The 17,879-nt window shown below is 26.4% G+C and carries 15 protein-coding genes; 3 read left to right on the top strand and 12 right to left on the bottom strand.

Going from position 1 to position 17,879, the window contains the following annotated elements; genetic code table 11:
- Positions 1–95: 95 nt before the first annotated feature.
- Both BN7997_RS07645 and BN7997_RS07640 read left to right on the top strand, forming a co-directional pair.
- Positions 96–851 (top strand): ABC transporter ATP-binding protein, encoded by a 756-nt coding sequence (locus BN7997_RS07645; RefSeq protein WP_071120234.1) that lies wholly within the window; start codon positions 96–98, stop codon positions 849–851.
- A complete protein-coding gene (locus BN7997_RS07640) occupies positions 835–1,641 on the top strand; it encodes an ABC transporter permease (protein WP_071120233.1) in 807 nt (268 codons plus the stop codon). The genes BN7997_RS07645 and BN7997_RS07640 overlap by 17 nt, the downstream gene beginning before the upstream one ends.
- Before the next feature lie 44 nt (positions 1,642–1,685).
- Here the strand turns inward: BN7997_RS07640 and BN7997_RS07635 are convergent, their stop codons facing one another.
- Together BN7997_RS07635 and BN7997_RS07630 are read right to left on the bottom strand one after the other, a co-directional pair.
- A complete protein-coding gene (locus BN7997_RS07635) occupies positions 1,686–4,754 on the bottom strand; it encodes a ligand-binding sensor domain-containing protein (protein ID WP_071120232.1) in 3,069 nt (1,022 codons plus the stop codon).
- A 482-nt stretch (positions 4,755–5,236) separates the two neighbouring features.
- Positions 5,237–5,584 carry a hypothetical protein gene (locus BN7997_RS07630; protein ID WP_071120231.1) on the bottom strand — a complete coding sequence of 116 codons (348 nt, stop codon included), beginning with the start codon at positions 5,582–5,584 and terminating at the stop codon, positions 5,237–5,239.
- A gap of 226 nt (positions 5,585–5,810) precedes the next feature.
- Here BN7997_RS07630 and BN7997_RS07625 point away from each other — a divergent pair, with 226 nt between their 5' ends.
- Entirely contained in the window at positions 5,811–6,032 is a 222-nt protein-coding gene (locus tag BN7997_RS07625) for a hypothetical protein (protein WP_071120230.1), read from the top strand.
- Positions 6,033–6,099: 67 nt separating this feature from the next.
- Here the strand turns inward: BN7997_RS07625 and BN7997_RS07620 are convergent, their stop codons facing one another.
- From BN7997_RS07620 to BN7997_RS07575, 10 genes are all read right to left on the bottom strand, one after another.
- On the bottom strand, positions 6,100–6,966 hold the full coding sequence (locus tag BN7997_RS07620) for a kinase (RefSeq protein WP_071120229.1): 867 nt from the start codon (positions 6,964–6,966) through the stop codon (positions 6,100–6,102).
- Between the two features lie 140 nt (positions 6,967–7,106).
- Positions 7,107–8,189, bottom strand: a complete 1,083-nt coding sequence (locus BN7997_RS07615; protein ID WP_071120228.1) for an SIR2 family protein — start codon at positions 8,187–8,189, stop codon at positions 7,107–7,109.
- Between the two features lie 225 nt (positions 8,190–8,414).
- The gene (locus BN7997_RS07610) at positions 8,415–8,627 is read right to left on the bottom strand and encodes a hypothetical protein (RefSeq protein WP_071120227.1); all 213 of its coding nucleotides are present in this window, start codon (positions 8,625–8,627) and stop codon (positions 8,415–8,417) included.
- Positions 8,628–8,685: 58 nt separating this feature from the next.
- The gene (locus tag BN7997_RS07605; protein ID WP_071120226.1) at positions 8,686–10,581 is read right to left on the bottom strand and encodes a glutamine synthetase; all 1,896 of its coding nucleotides are present in this window, start codon (positions 10,579–10,581) and stop codon (positions 8,686–8,688) included.
- A gap of 15 nt (positions 10,582–10,596) precedes the next feature.
- The gene (gene asnB / locus BN7997_RS07600) at positions 10,597–12,438 is read right to left on the bottom strand and encodes an asparagine synthase (glutamine-hydrolyzing) (RefSeq protein WP_071120225.1); all 1,842 of its coding nucleotides are present in this window, start codon (positions 12,436–12,438) and stop codon (positions 10,597–10,599) included.
- Positions 12,439–12,601: 163 nt separating this feature from the next.
- On the bottom strand, positions 12,602–12,949 hold the full coding sequence (locus tag BN7997_RS07595; RefSeq protein ID WP_071120224.1) for a DUF4870 domain-containing protein: 348 nt from the start codon (positions 12,947–12,949) through the stop codon (positions 12,602–12,604).
- A gap of 106 nt (positions 12,950–13,055) precedes the next feature.
- Positions 13,056–15,053, bottom strand: a complete 1,998-nt coding sequence (locus BN7997_RS07590; RefSeq protein ID WP_071120223.1) for a penicillin-binding transpeptidase domain-containing protein — start codon at positions 15,051–15,053, stop codon at positions 13,056–13,058.
- 18 nt (positions 15,054–15,071) lie between these two features.
- A complete protein-coding gene (locus tag BN7997_RS07585; protein WP_071120222.1) occupies positions 15,072–15,926 on the bottom strand; it encodes a DUF6241 domain-containing protein in 855 nt (284 codons plus the stop codon).
- Positions 15,919–16,446 carry a sigma-70 family RNA polymerase sigma factor gene (locus BN7997_RS07580; RefSeq protein ID WP_071120221.1) on the bottom strand — a complete coding sequence of 176 codons (528 nt, stop codon included), beginning with the start codon at positions 16,444–16,446 and terminating at the stop codon, positions 15,919–15,921. Before BN7997_RS07580 ends, BN7997_RS07585 begins: the two co-directional genes overlap by 8 nt.
- 442 nt (positions 16,447–16,888) lie before the next feature.
- Positions 16,889–17,860, bottom strand: a complete 972-nt coding sequence (locus BN7997_RS07575) for a carbohydrate kinase family protein (protein ID WP_071120220.1) — start codon at positions 17,858–17,860, stop codon at positions 16,889–16,891.
- Between the last annotated feature and the right edge of the window lie 19 nt (positions 17,861–17,879).

The raw sequence follows: 17,879 nt of genomic DNA, 5'->3' as shown, positions 1-17,879 counted from the left end.
AGATATTAAATTTTATCTTTTCTTAAAAAATGGTACAAATCATTCCACAAATTAATACAATAATATATACTAAAAAACTTCTTGGAGGTGACTATATGAAAGATATGGTCAAAATATCAAACCTTAATCAAACCTTTTATACCAAAGATGGAGAACTTGAAGTCTTAAAAAACATAAACTTTAATCTAATGGAGGGTCAAATTCTAACCATTCTTGGACCTAGTGGTTCTGGAAAATCAACAATACTAAATATACTAACTAAACTTTTAAAACCTACTAGTGGAGATGTAATTATAAATGGAAAAATCGGATATATGTTTCAAAAAGATAACCTACTTGAATGGAGAAATATTATGGACAATATAACTATTGGACTTGAAATCCAAAAGAAAAAAACTGATGAAGCAATGGAGAGAGTTGAAAGACTTTTAAAAACTTATGATTTATGGGATTTTAGAAATATGTATCCAAAAGAGCTATCTGGAGGTATGAGACAAAGAGTTGCTCTTATTAGAACACTTGCAGTAGCTCCTGATATATTACTCCTTGATGAACCATTCTCTGCACTTGATTATCAAACAAGACTTTTGGTTAGTGATGATGTTTATAGAATAATAAAAAATGAAGGTAAATCTGCAATTATGGTAACTCATGACATTTCAGAAGCTATATCTATGAGTGATAAAATAATAGTATTATCAAAAAGACCAGCTTCTGTAAAAAGTGTTCATGAAATAAACCTTGTAACAGAAGGAGAAAAAACTCCTCTAAAAACTCGTAAGGTGCCACAATTCCAATACTACTTTGACATTCTATGGAAGGAGTTGGATTCTTATGAAATCAAACAATAACTACTCAGAAGGATATGCCAACTACCTTAAAAACATAAAAAAAGAAAAAGTAAAAGTTTTATTAATTCAAATAGCATTACTGATTGGAATATTAGTGCTATGGGAAATCCTTGCAAATGCTGGGATAATACAAACATTCTTATTTAGTAAGCCATCTGATATATATAAACTATTTATAAAGTATATATCAAACGGTGAACTTATGAAACACGTTGGCATATCTGTATATGAAACAGTACTTGGATTAGTAATAGGTACAGTTTTAGGTATACTTGTTGCAATAGCACTTTGGTGGTCTGAAAAATTATCAAAAATATTAGATCCATTCTTAGTTGTATTAAATGCTCTCCCTAAAACTGCCCTTGCTCCTATTATAATTGTTTGGGCTGGTGCTGGAATTCAAGGAATAGTAGTTACTGCAGTTACAATATCAGTTGTTGTTACTATATTATCTGCTTATAACTATTTTATAAATGTAGATGAAGAAAAAATAAAGATGTTAAAGAGCTTTGGCGCTACTAAATCTCAACTATTATTTAAACTTATAATTCCTTCAAATATAGGTAATCTTATAAATCTTACTAAAATAAACATTGGTATGGCATGGGTTGGAGTTATAGTTGGTGAGTTTTTAGTATCTCGTAATGGTTTAGGATATTTAATAGTTTATGGTAGTCAAGTATTTAAATTAGACCTTGTAATGATGGGTGTATTTGTATTATCATTTTGTGCTTGGATTATGTATGAAATTTTAAATATAGTTGAAAAACTATATAACTCTAGAAAATAGCATAGAAAAAGGAACTCTTTAATCAGAGTTCCTTTTTATGCTATTTAACTACTATATACAGGAAGTATTATTATAAACTCACTACCTACACCAACTTCACTTTCTACATATATCTCTCCATTATGAAGTGTTATAAGTTGCTTAGTTATAGTAAGTCCTAATCCACTTCCTCCTTTTTGCTCAGAACTTTCATCTACCACTTGATTAAATCTATCAAATATTATCTTTTGATTCTCTTCACTAATACCTATTCCGTTATCTTTTACAATTATCTTTACTTTATCATCTAAATCTTGTAGTAATACTTCAATTAATCCACCTTCAGGTGTAAATTTAACAGCATTACCAACTAAATTTATAATACATCTTTCTATATCAACTTTATCACATCTAATAACTTTCTCTTCTACGTCTGTATCAAAATTTAACTCAAGTCCTTTTTCTTCTATATAATCTTTCATATCAAGAACAGTTTCTTCAACTAAATAAACTATATCTTCATCTTTTTTATTTATTATATAGCTGTTATTTTCAATTTTTGTATGATCAATTAAATTGTTAATTAAGCTTAATAATCTAGAGCAATTTCTATCCATTATTCCCATATAATAAGAAAGTTTTTCCGGTGTTATAAAATTATCTTTTTTAGTAAATTCTTTTATTAACTGATTAATGCTACTTAATACATTTAAAGGAGTTCTAAGTTCATGAGATAGGTTAACAAAATAATTATTTTTATTTTGCTCTAATGATAATACTTTTTTGAACAATTGTTCATTTTTTTCCATCTCTTTTCTTAACTTATTAGTCCTTTCATTAACTAACCTATCTAGCGTATTTACTTTATGCATATATCTAAGTATTGATATGATTATTAAAATTAAATAAATACATATTGCATAATTACTTCTCCAAATAGGTGGATTAATGGTAAAGTGTACAGAACTTTCATCACTCATTACTCCATGTTGTGTTATAGTCTTTATTTTTAAGGTGTAATCTCCTGATCCTAAATTAGCAAATACAAGTGAATTGCTATTAGTCATATTCCACTCATTTTCTAAACCTTCTAATTTATAGTAGTATTGAGTTGTTTTTGTATTTTTATAATCATTTGTAAAAAAGTTTATCTTTATATTATTTTCATTAGATTTAAATTTTATATTAGATATATCTTTTTTATTTGTACCATTTATTTCAAAATTATCAAATATAACTTTTGGCTCAAATGTAGATAATTCTATATCTTGTGAATTAAAAACATTAAATCCATTTATACCACCAAAATACATATTCCCATCTTTACTTTTAAAGCATGCTCTTCCATTAAATTCATTAGATTGAAGACCATCTGTAATTGTAAAGTTTTTAAATGTAGCATCTTCAGTAGAAAGTTTAGATATCCCTGCATTTGTGCTCATCCATATACCATTATTTTTATCAACTAATATACCATATATAGTATTATTTATTAGCCCATCTTTTTCTGTATAATGATTAAATTTATCTGTACTTAAATTTAATATATTAATACCATGACTAGTTCCAACTAGTATATTTCCGTATAAATCTTCATTTATATATCTTATTGAATTATTACTTATACTAGAGTCATCATTTTCAATATTTTTATATATTTTATATTCTTTAGTATTTGGATTTATTTTAATTAATCCACCTTCTAAAAAACATCCAATATAATAATTTCCTTTTGAGTCTTCATATACAGCCCTTATAAATTTATCTGATACTCCCATTTCATCAAGTATATAAGTAATGTCTATAATCTTATTATTATTTGTATCTAATATAGCAAGACCTTTATTAGTTCCTATCCATAAATAACCTTTAGAATCTATAAATAATGATCTTATTTTATTTGATGGTAAACCATCTTTAGTTGTATAATTTGTTATCGTATAATTTTTAGCAGTCTTATCATTTTTAACTAAAACAGATAGTCCTTCATTAGTTCCTATAAATATATAGTTTTTAAATCCTGTTATATCTTCTATCAAGTCACTAACAATGTTGCTATTTTCTTTATTTAAATGTTTGATACTTTCTCCATTTATAATATTTACTCCACTTTCATTAGTTCCTATCCATAATGTTTTATCATCATCTTCGTATATACCATGAATTACATTACCGCTTATGCTATTATCTTCATAAGGGTCTAATTTAAAGTGGGTAAAATTACTATTAGGATTAAATCTAGATATTCCACTATATGTGCCTATCCATATAAGTCCACTACTATCCTTTAACAAACAAAATATTTCATCATCAATTAAGCTATTACTTTGGTATGATTTTTTATTATATGTTATAAACTCTTCTCTTTCATAATCAAAAGTACAAAGGCCTTTATCTGTAGCAATCCAAAGTTTACCTTCTGAATCACTTATTATATCTCTTACATTATTACTTGGTATTGAAATCTTACTATTATTATTTTTATAATTTTCTACACTATTATCATCTAAGTTTATTTTAAATAATCCATTATCTAAAGTACAAACCCATATATGACCATTTATGTCCTCTTCAAGTGAGTATATGTATTGACTAGGAAGTTCCCCTTCTTTATATAAAATTCTAGTAAATTTATCTTTATTTTTATCATATACATTAAGCCCATCTATTGTTGATGCAATTAGTCTATTATCCTTTGTGCAAAGAATTTGCCATAAATTGCTATTAGATAAGTTTCCACTATCTTCTTTTGAGTAATAATTTTTTATCTCATCTTTATCAGGATTTATTCTACTTAGTCCCCCTATAGTAGAAACCCATATATATCCATTTTTATCTTCTATAATATCAACAATATAGTTATTAGCTATTGAGTTTTTATCATATTTGTCATGTTTATAATGTTTAAATTCATATCCATTATATCTATCAAGGCCATCATTAGTTCCTATCCATATATAACCTTTACTATCTTGATATATAGTTTCTACCGTAGATTGAGATAATCCATCTTCAATCGTTATGTTCTTAAAATTAAAACTCTCCCTTATATTTGCATAACTTGTACTAATTTTTAGACAAGAAAATATACAAACTAAAATTAAAATTATATTTATTTTTTTATTTACTCTCATAAACCACCTTTAAATATGTGATATTAAATGACACTATTGTTAAAAATTACTATATATTCTATTTTATTATATACTAATTTGTATTTAAATCAATATTAATACTGATATAATTCAATTTTTTAATATTTAGTATAATAATAACTAAAAAAATTTATTATATTAGATTATTAACCTATCAAGTCAAGTTTCATATTGTTAGTATGGTTTATTTTATTCAAAAATTTAGTTAAACTTACAAGTTTATTAGCTATAAAAAATTCGCTTCGCTTGAGCGACGTGTCGGCGAAACACTTCATGTCGCCAACGACTTCGTCCGTTGCTTGAGCCACTGCGTGGGCGAAGTATTTCAAAATCTTTTTTACGCTCAAAAACAATTTATTGATATTACTTACATTCAGAAGTTATCCACATTTTTTAAAATATTATAATATCCTTAAGCGCAAAAAAGGATGTAAATAAGCTTGTTTACATCCTTATAATATTTATTTTGGAAATACTTCAAATACACCTATAGCTTTGCAAAGTAGCTCTGGTATTAATAAATATTTTTCATGCTCTCCATCTAATACCTTTAATACTTCAAATTTTATTTTTAATATTGTATCATTAAAAGCAATAATTTGACCTACTATATCTACATGGTCTCCACAAACTAAAGGCTTTATAAGTTCTAGTTCCTCATATTCTTTTAATACACCTTTATGACCTTCATTTCTTATAAGTAGCTCTTCTGCTATATCATCAAATATTTCTATAATCCTACAAGTACCTATGTACTGATCGTAATCTATATCCTTTTCTTTAAGCTTTATTCTCATTGTAACTTTCATATATACCCCTCCCCTTATTACTTATTGTTAAATATATGCGATTTATTTAAAATATATTATATCTAAAACCTTCTAGTATCTTTTGTATTTAAAAGCTAAGTTTCATATATTTTAACTTATGTAAAAGCAATAAAATATATAATAATTTATTTATATAGTCTATAAAATTTTACATTTTACATATAATAATTACTGTGGTAAATATTATATTTATGAGGTGCTATATATGAATTTAAATCTTAAGTCATGTAGAAATAAAAATAAGAATAAATTAATGAAAAAAATTAACTTTTTTCAAGATAACATTAACTATGACGATATAATGTCTTATGGTGATAATTCATACGAAGATAATTATGATGAAATTATATTAAATGATGATATTTTTATAGACGCTGATGAGAAATTTAATGAAGATTTCTATAAAGATGATACACTATTTTATTAAAATATAAATATTAAAGTACATAAATACCCCTATAGTTAATTTACTATAGGGGTATTTATCTTAAAAATTATGCATTTTCAAACATTTGTATAGCATCTATTCTAGTTAAATAGATAGCCTCATTTAGCGATCCTATATACTTAGCGTACTTTACAACTTTTTCTTTTATAAATTCTATATCTGTATCATTTTTCAGGCAATCATCAATATATTCATCCATTAATTGATTTTTATATGGTTTTAAATCATAACCTAAATAATCAGCTAACCTTTCTATCTCTCTATTAAAGTCCCCATCTTCTTTTACTAAATACTCATAAACATCCATTCTATAAGGATTTAAAGTTATAATCTGCTTTACTACTATAGTACCATCTACTCTATTTATAAATCCATCCTTATAATTATTGAATAAAGCACTTGATTTTTTTATATTTTCTTCATCTATTTTTGAAGATACTATTTCTATATCATTTTTTATAAGTGCATCTATTACTGCATTATGTATGTTAAAACAGTCATTATATATATATTGTGATAGATTTTCTATTAAAGGCTTAAGAGATGATTTTGTCATGTAATTATTTTTTTTACTTTTTGTTTTGGTTTGTTTTATAGTGTTATTAAACATTCTTTGATAATTTAGGTATTTTTCACAATAACATTCTTTAAATGTATTAATATCTATAGTTATAAGGTTATAACCTACTAATGTTTCAACACCTTTTTTTATAGTACTTTCTATATTATACATTCCGATTTCTAGCGACTTTTCCGATAAGTCTTTTAACGTTAATATATTATTTAGACAATAATTTTTAAAATTATCACGTGCATATTCTGCTTGATTTTTAAATGATTTCCTTATACTATTGTAGTTATCCGTTTTTTCATCAAATTCTACTATAGCACCATTTATATCAAATGTAACCATATTTTGTCCCCCTAGCTTATCCCTAATTTTTCCCTATATTTATAATTTGATAACAATGCTTATTTTCCTTCTAAATTATGTTCAAAAGTACAAAAAATATTGGCAAAAGTACTTTATATAACAATTTAGCTACATTTATTTTATATCTTTATCGTCTTTATAAATCTTAGAGGATCACTTGCAAACTCTTCAAAAGAATTATCAGTAAATATAACCCCCTCTCCTAAGAACCTTTTATATCTCTCTTCCTCCTTTCTTTTTGAATCTTCTCTTTTCCCTTCATAACTATTAAATACCATAAATTTTAAAGGAGCTTTTTTTCTACTAGTTTGAACTCGTTTTATCATATACTTTATATGTATATCTGCATCAGAAAAAGAGTATCCACAAAAAATAAGTAAGTCACTTTCTCTTAAAGTTTTTTCTACTTCTCTCCAAACTGTTGATACAAATACATTAGTCATATTTTTAAAATAAGTAGGAGGTATTATAATAGGTATTGTAATTTCATCACAGGCTAAACATTTAGCTTCGTCTATATTATCTAAAAGCCTCATTATTCCACCTTCATAAGGTGTTATTGTTAGACTGTTACATACTGGACAGTATAGCCAATTTAGCGAACCATGTATTTTATAAAGTTTAACAATTGGAGACTGTGGCTTTTTCCAACTGTGTCTAAAATCAAAATTTGTAAAATCAACTCCATAATCAAGCATTATAGGATTATCTTTTTTATATAATCCTGCTATTGTATTATCTATATGTATATCATAGTTTGCACTTATAAATGTAGTATCTTTTAATAGATCTTCTTTTAATAAATTATCTATCAATAATTTGTGGTAGTAGTTATTAGTTTTCTCACAATTATGTAATGACTTAGCCATAAGTAATATAAGATACTGTCTTAAAATACGTATACTATCACTTTTTTTATGCAAATTTTCAAGTCCAAAGTTTTTAAATGATTCTCTTCTTTGCTCTGCTAAGTCTATAAGACCTAATACTTCTTCAAATGTTGGAAATGATATTTTATCTATATCATCATTTATTATATCTATATTAAACATATCTTTAAAAAACTTATGTAGTTCTATGTTCATTTCACTTTTATAATCTTTTTGTGTTAAAGATTTAAAATATTCAACAAATAGTTGACTTTGAATAGGGCAGTGTTCTGCTGCTGAAGCTCCTGCACCTAAAAATATTGCTATTTTCATTTTATCCTCCAGTTCTTTCTTTATTAATATTGTTATTTATATTCATATATAATTATATTTTCTACAATATATATAATTTACTTTGCTTAAGCTACGTGTCGGCTAAACACTTCTTTTCATATGTTATACACAATATTTTATCCTACATAATTTCATTATATGTAAAAAAGACTCTATCTAAAAACAGATAGAATCTTTTTTACTTTTACTTTCTTTATAGATTAATTATATTAAAGAAAATACATCTGAAACATTTTCATCATTATCTATTTCATTACGTTCACCACAATAAGGACATAATATGCAAGGTTTACTATCTTTTGGTGTTACAACTCTTAATTTTTGTCCCTCTTGAATTTCTGCATGTTTACCGCATCTAACACAGTCAAACTCAACTAATTTATTTGCTTTGGCGCTTTTAGCCATAGAAAAACTCATATCACCATCTCCGAACATTTAATTATTTTTAATAGTAATTAATTTTTCTTATATATTTCTAAAAAATATTTTTCTTATATTGAATATACTTACTTTGAAGTAATTCCATTTTATCTTTCATTATTAATTGAAGCTCTGATGCTAGTTCTAATTCATTATTATCTAATGCTTCTATTATTTGAGTAAATAAAGACTTTCTTACTAAATTATCTTTCATTAATTCAAGTTTTATATTATTTATATCATTATATACAACTTCATCTAAAGCATCCATATCATCTATTGTATGCATTTTTTTGCATCCTCTTATTATATCCATATTGTCTTGTATAATCCTATTTCTCAATTCTTTCATCCATCTGTCTATAGCCCCTACTTTAAATGAATTTATAATATCATCAGTAAATACATCATTATCTTTTAATACTTCAACTTTTTCAATATATTTATCTAAATTCAACATATTTTCATAAACTGTAGCTGGTGATTTTCCAAATAATTTTTCTCTTTCATCTTGAGTGTAGCATTCAAATACATTTTCTTCATCTCTATATTTTCTATCTTTCTCTAAATAAAAACTAGCTTCACCTGCATCTTTAGATATTTCTTTTTCTAATTCTTTTGAGTCTAAATTACTAACTGCTACTGCTTTTATACCATCTACTACTGCTTGATAAATACTTGCTAAAACTAAATAAGTATTTGATAATGGATTTGGAGCTCTTAACTCAAATCTAGTAGCTAGTGGATTATCTATATCTCTTATAAGTCCTATTAATACTGATCTATTTCTTGATGGGACTTCATAATTTTTACCAAGTGAAGTAACTATACATACCGGTGCTTCAAATCCTGGTACTAATCTATTTAATGCATCATTTGAATCTGTTACAAATGGATTTAATACTTCATAGTTTTTAAGTATTCCCATTAATGCTCCATACCCTATTTCACTCATAAAATCACTGTTCATATCTTTTGGTGAGAATAAATTTTTAACTTTTCCATCTTTTAATTTTGCACTTATTCCTATATGAGTGTGTTCTCCACTTCCAGCTACTCTATTAAGTGGCTTAGCTTTAAAAGTCACATTAAGACCAAAGCTTTTAAATACCTCTTCAACTATATCTCTTATTACTATCTCATTGTCTGCCGTTTGAATTGCACTTGAATATTTCCAATCTATTTCTAATTGTTCCATTGCATGATTAGTTTTACCATCTATACTTATTGAACTTGCTATACCACCAACTTCTTTATGACCCATTTCAGGTTCTACGCCTAACTCTTGAAGTATTATAATAGTTCTTTCTAATGCACTTCTTATAGTACCTTGAGTTTTTTTCCAGTATTGCTCTTTTAAACTTTGAGATACATATAATTTATCTAAATCTGCTTTATCTTCTGGTGTGCTTACCCAGAATTCTAACTCGGTTGCTGATGTTATATTTATCTTTTCTATATCATCCACACTATCTATATCTACATGATTTAAAAGATTAGGGTATTTTTTTAATAAATCAATTAAAGTATTTTCTAAATTATTTGTTGCTCTTTGTAGTATTCCTCTTGAACATACCTTTTTATTATTGTGTATTAAGAAAGAAGGTATTTTAAGTGTACCAACAGGTAAGTTAGTTTCATAATCTGTTAGCTCAGTATTATAATCGATATACCAATTTACATCTAAGTCAGGAAGTAAATCAACTTTAGCATTATTTAATGTTGCAATTTCATGAAGTTCTACACTTGAACCATCTGTTTGTATTCCTCTATATAAAAAGTCATCTATATCTTTTTTAAATAATTCTACAGGTATTTTTTCATCAGTTGCATTCCCACCTAAATCTACCCCCATTAAAGATACAAACTTTATTTGTTTGTTTAAATTTAGTATTTGAACTATTTTTGCACTATTATGATCCTCTTTTTTTATCACTCTCAATAATCCCATAGTAATACCCCCTATTTATATATCTAGTTTTACATTATATTCATTTAACCAAGTTTCTAACTGAATTAAATAAGCTATTACTTGAGGTCCTGTCATAAGTTGACCAAACCAAGGTTTAGTAAAGCTTCTACCTTGAGTATTTATCATATTAATAACAGCTTCTTTATCTACTATTTGAAAAAGCTTAGCATTTGGATCTTGAGCTATATCATTTAGCATTTTACATACTGCTTTAGTGTATATTGGATTATGAGTTTTTGGATATGGACTTTTCTTTCTGTCTATTATCTCATCTGGAAGTAGGGTTCTCATAGACTCTCTTAAAAGTCCTTTTTCACGACCATGTAATAGTTTCATATCTGAAGGTATGTTATAAGCATATTCAACTAATGTTTTATCTGCATAAGGTACTCTTCCTTCTAAACTATTTGCCATCGTCATTCTATCTTTTCTATTTAATAAAGTTATCATAAACCATTTTAAGTTTAGATAAGTTAACTCTCTCATTCTTTCATCTCTTTTGCTTTCGCCTTTTACTTTTGGAACTTTTTTTATACTATCTTGACACATTTGTTTTGCATATTCTTCTATAGGTAAATCCGCTAGACTTTTTGCTAATATATTTTTTCTATGATTTAGTGAATCTTGCCATGGAAACATTTCTATATTTTCATAATCTTTAGTATACCAAGGATATCCACCAAATACCTCATCGGCACACTCTCCAGATAAAACAACTGTAGCATGTTTTCTCACTTCTTTAGAAAATAAATAAAGTGATGAATCTATATCTGCCATTAAAGGTAAATCCGATGCTAATGTAGCTTCTTTTAAATAATTTGCAAGTATTGTATTATCTAGTATTACATTGTGATGATTACTTTTAATATAATCTGCCATTTTTACAACCCAATAAGCATCACTATTTGGTTGGAATTCATTAGCTTTAAAATATTTTTCATTATCAGTGTAATCAATTGAAAATGTATTTAATTTTTCTTTATTATCTCTTTCAAAAGCCTTAGCCGCTATATAGGATATAAAACTTGAATCAAGTCCACCAGATAAGAAAGTACAAACAGGTACATCACTAACAAGTTGTCTTTCTATTGCATCTACTAATAATTCTCTTAAATGCTTTGTAGTTTGACCTAAATCTTCTGTGTGCTCTTTTGCTTCTAGCTCCCAATACTGTCTTAATTTTATTCCATTTTCATTGTATGTTAAACAATATGCAGGAGGTACTTCTTTTATATCTTTAAATATTCCTGATCCTAGACTTCTTTGAGGGCTTATAGCCATCATCTCTAAAATACCTTCTTTATCAACGATAGAATCAACATCTGGATGTTTTAATAATGCTTTAATTTCAGATCCAAATATTAATGAATCCCCCTTAAATGAATAAAATAAAGGTTTAACCCCTAATGGATCCCTTACTAAAAATAATTCTTTTTTATAATCATCCCATATAGCAAATGCATATATACCATCAATTTTATTTACACAATCTTGACCATACTCTATATATGAAGTTAAAAGTACTTCTGTATCAGAATATGAGTTAAATGTATACCCTTTATCTAATAAATCACGTCTTACAACCTCTGTATTATATAGTTCCCCATTGTATACTATAGTATATTTTCTATCACCTAAATACTTATCCATAGGTTGAAGTCCACCTGTTGGGTCCACTATAGCTAACCTTCTATGTCCAAGTATTGCATTATCATATACTTTTATTCCATATGAATCTGGACCTCTAAATACTAGAGTATCTCTCATGTCTTCTACTATATTGTAATAGGGCTTTATATCTTTTTTAAGATTAACCCATCCAACTATTCCACACATACATTCCACTCCTTTATTGATATATCCTATCATATGTTATTTAAAATAATAAGGTGTATACATTAACCATAAAAATAAAAAAATATATATAGTAAAATTAATTTTATTAAGTTTTTTTATCAAAAACAAAAAAAGATGAAGTTTTTTCTTCATCTTTAATCAATTACTTTATAAAGTTAATTACAAATGCATAATCATAGTCTTTATACTGACCATACTTTATCATACCTAGTACAGCTAATACAAAGTATGCTATTGAAACTATTGGAGTTAAAAGCGCTCCTATTAAAACAATTATTGATAATCCTGCTATTATTTCATATATTACAAAAGATATATGAAAGTTTAATAACTTTCTTCCATTTTCTCTTATATAGTCAGATTCTTTACTTAAGTCTTTCCATACAAAGTATGATACTATAAATCCAACTAAGTTAAAAACAAGTATAGCTCCAGCCATTATTAACATTATCAGATTTTCTCTTGACATAGAATTTCTGTAGTTATCCATCTAAATTCCTCCAATTAAAATTCATATAAATATAATACAAATTTGCATTACATGTTATTATATTATATTTATATAAATAATGCTATAGAATAGATAAGATTAAAATCTAATTATTAATATAATTTTTTATTATATTTTTCACCTTAGGTACTACATGGCTTCCTGCTGTTTTACCGTTTAAATCTTCTATAATCATCGATATAGCTATTTTAGGTTCATCCAGATTTACTGCTACAAACCATCCTTTTTCACTACCATCTGTATCATCTTTACTTTTTTTAATTTCTGCTGTACCAGTTTTTCCTATTAAGTTTACTCCATTTATCTTTCCTAAATTCCCGGTTCCGTCTTCATCATTTATAACTGCCCCAAAACAACTAATTAACTCTTCTAAATTTTCTTTATTTATAGCTTTACTATATACTTTTGGCTCTTTATTTTCACTTATTACAAGTCTCGGCTTCATTATATCACCATTATTAGAAAGTGCCGAGTAAGACATAGCTACATCAAGTGGAGTCATAAGTACCTCTCCTTGCCCATAACCAGTATCAGCTAATAGCATTTCACTTTCTATTTTAGAGTTATTAGATATTTGTGATTTATCCATAGGATATTCAAATTCTAAATTTTCTCCTATACCAAATTTCTTTGCTCCTTCTATAAATTTATCTGCGCCTATTTTAATAGCTAAGTCTGCAAAGTATATGTTATCAGAGTATTTAGTGGCATCATATAAATTAACTGATCTTCCTGGGTCTTTTACTCTAGTAACATAATAATCGCCCCAGTTACTACTTTTTTGCCAATTAACCCCTTTAACATCAATTGTATAATTTGGATTTAATACCTTTTCATCTAACCCTATTGATGCTGTTATAAGTTTCATAGTTGATCCTGGTGAGTATGCATTATTAAATCTATTTTCATTATGAGCATATTCACTTTCTTTCCACTTATTAGATATTGTTTTAGTTATATATGTAACCTTTGTATTAGAGTTATAAGATGGAGAACTTACCATAGCTAATACCTCTCCCGTTTGAGGATGTAATGCCACAGATGCTCCTTTTTCATTATTCATTTGTGCATATATATTTTCTTGAAGTTTAGAGTCTATTGATAGCTTTATATTTTCTCCATTTATAGGTTCTGTTTTTGCTAATGTTATTTTTTCTTCTCCTCTTTTTATAAATATATGCACACCATCTCTTGCTCTTAATTTATCTTCATAAACTTGTTCTAATCCTGATTTTCCTATTTTACTTTGTGAGTTATAATCTTTATCTTTATGTTTTTCTAATTCTTCCTTAGTTATATTATCAGTGTATCCAATCAGACAACCTAATGCCTCGCTATTTTGATATACTCTAGAATCTACCTCATCTATAATTACACCTTCTATAGTTTTTAATAAATCAATTTTTTCATTTTCATATTGAGGTACCTTTAATATTGGTATTTTATGATCTGGATTTTGATTTTCTATTTTTTCACTTATTTTATCCATGCTTACATCTAGTACCTCTGCAAACTTAGCTAAGTTTTCATCTTTATTTGCTGTAAAAACACTAGGATGTATATTTACTTGATAAGCTTTACCATCATAAGCTAACTTATTATTATCTCTATCTAATATTTGTCCTCTAACAGCTTTATCAACCTCTACCCCTATTTTATCATCTTTAGTCATAGGAGGAAGTATTAAGCTTTCATTCCAATTTATTTTATAGTTTTTATCTTCTTTAACTATATCTACCTTTATATCTTCAAATTTCAATTTTCCTGCTAGAGTATTCATCGTAATTGATATAGGTATCTGAGTTTTGCTATTTATTTCTCCAATTGAAATCTTTATATCATTTGCCCCTATACCCGAATATATGCTAGAGTACCTTTTTATAAATTCTTCCTTAGAGATATATTCTTTTGATTTTTTTGAAATATTGTCATATAGTGCTTCATAGTTACCTTCATTTAATAGCTTTTCATAATTTTTAATTAAAGGTTGTACCTCATTGTTTTTGCTGCACCCTGATAAGACAAAAATTGATAGTATAAATATACTTAAAAGTAAAATTACTTTTTTAAAAAAATTATTCATGTTTATCCCCCCATATATTTATTTAAAATATTTACTTTTTATTTTGTTAACTTCATAAGTATCTAATGATAATGCCTTTCCAATATTACCATCTAACATATGCCATACATAATTATGAACTAATACAGCATTTTCAAAATCTCCATTTTTCCATTTACTAAGCTCATAATGTAAGTAGTCTCTTGCTTCTTCATCTCCTATATTCTTTAATGAATTTAGTGCAATATCTATAGTTTTAGGATTTATATCAATACTCCCATTCTTTCTTCCATCTATAGGCTTTATGATTTTATTACTCATTCTATGTATAAAATCAACTACTCCATATTGTGTATTTATTTCACTTATCTCAAGTACTTTTTCACTATTTTCTAATTCATTACCTAAACCTATAATTTCTGTATTATCATTCTCTACTTTATATTTAGTGGGTTTAACAAACTTTACTTTATTTTCATCATCTACAACTGCCCTAGGTATTATTTTATCAACTCCTATATATGATGCTATTTCATCTACATGTAATAAATTATTTATATTCTCTAATACATTCATAATTGGTGGAATATTATAAGCTAATGCTGGATTATATATTCCAATTGACAATAAAAGGGCTATACATGCTGCTAATTTTGATATAATCTTTTTATTCTTTTCTTTTTTAATATCTTCTTCTGCTTTGTCTATTGCTTCTTTAATTATAAGTTTTTTATCAAATTCAAACTTTATATTATTTATTTTTTCTTTATCTATATAAAAGTCTTCTATTTCTTTATCTATTTCTTCTATAGTTATGCTATCTATATCAACAAATTCATCATATATATTTTCATCTATTGAATTATACTGTTGTTTCTTTATAAATTTACTCATTGAAGTATCCCTCCTTTAACATTTTTTTCATATCCTTGAGAGCCTTTCTTAAATGAGTTTTAATTGTGTTCACAGGACGGTCTAATATTTTAGATATATCTTCTATTTTTAAGTCATCAATATATCTAAGAATAACTGCATCTTTATATTTATCCTCTAGTTCATCTATTGCATTATATAGATCAATTTTTATCTCTATCTTATCTTCAATTACAACTTCTTTTACATAAGAAGTCTCATCAAGTTCTAAATCTACCATCCCTTTATTTCTTAAATAATCATTTGCTACATTTATAAGTATTCTACTTAACCATGTCTTAAAATACTGTGGTTCTTTTAAACTTCTTATATTTCTATAAGCCTTGTATATAGTTTCTTGAACTATCTCTTTAACATCTTCTTCATATTTACATCTTATATAAGCTTCTCTACATAACCTATCAAAGTAGATATCCATAAGCTTTTCAAAAGCTTGCCTATCCCCTTTAATGGCTCTTTTAACTAAAAGTACGTCCTCCATCTTATCTCCTTCCAATATTTTATTCTATCTGTTAGACTTTATAATTTAATAAAAGGTTTTAAATATTTTTTATTTTTTTGTTTTTTAATAAAACTTTTAGATAATACTCTTTTCTATACTATTAATTTTACAATAAATATATAAATCCACCTATATTCTTAAAATTTTTTACGTATATGGAAATTATATCATGAAAAATTTGTGGATAACCTATGAATATAAGTAATATCAATAACTTTATAAAAGTAAAAAATGATATTTTGAAATGATTCGCCCACGCAGTGGCTCAAGCAACGGATGTATCCGTAGCGTGAGCAAGGATATATCGTTGGCGAAATGAGCGAAGCGAATTTTTTATTATATTGACAACGTAAAAAGCTACTCACAATTGAGTAGCTTTTTGCGTTTACTTATATAGGTTTTAATCATTTTTATAATAATCTTACCTATTTTTAATATATTCTTGAATTTCTTCTAAGTTTGCATATGAGGCTATAGCACCTTTTTTAGTTGTACTATATGCAGCATAATGATTAGCAAATAATAAATAATCTCTTATAGTATCACAACTTAACTTATCTATACCATCAAGATCAACTTCATTTTCTAATAACTTAAATAAAAATGCTCCAATAAATGAATCTCCTGCACCTGTTGTATCAACAACTTCAACTACATTACCTTCTATGCTAACTACTTTATCTTTAGTATATATTTCTGCTCCATCTTTACCTTTTGTAAAAATAACCATTTTTACGCTTCCATTAAATAGTACTTCTTTAGCATCTTCAATATTATTAAATCCTGTTATAAACTCTAATTCTTCATCTGATATTTTAACTATATGTGCAAAAGGTAAAAATTCAAGTATCGCTTTTCTACATTCATCTTCACTATTCCATAATGGTAATCTTACATTTGGATCAAAACTTATAATACTATTATTATCTATAGCACAATCTATTGCTTTTTTATGCGCTTCTTTCATTGGACAATCTATTAAATCTACAGAACAAAAATGTAAGCTATGACAATCATTAAACCACTCTTTATTTATTTCACTTTCATTTAACAACATATCCGCACTTGGGTTTCTATAAAATGAAAAATCTCTATTTCCATCTTCTTTTAAAGAAACAAATGCAAGTCCAGTATTTGCTTTATTTGTCCTTAATACATAACTTGTATCAACATTAACTTTATTAAGTTCATCTATAATATAATCTCCAAATGCATCTTCACCTAGTTGTGAAATAAAATTAGATTTTCCTCCTAATTTACTAACTACTGCAGCCACATTAGCAGGTGCGCCTCCTGCTACTCTTTCAAATCCAACTACTTCTTTTAAACTACAACCCTTTTTATTGGGTATAAAGTCAATTAATGCTTCTCCTATAGTTATTATTTTTTTCATAATTTCCTCCGTTAATATC

It is taken from the genome of Romboutsia timonensis (genome assembly GCF_900106845.1).
GTDB lineage: Bacteria > Bacillota > Clostridia > Peptostreptococcales > Peptostreptococcaceae > Romboutsia > Romboutsia timonensis.
This window is presented reverse-complemented; position numbering and strand designations above follow the sequence as displayed.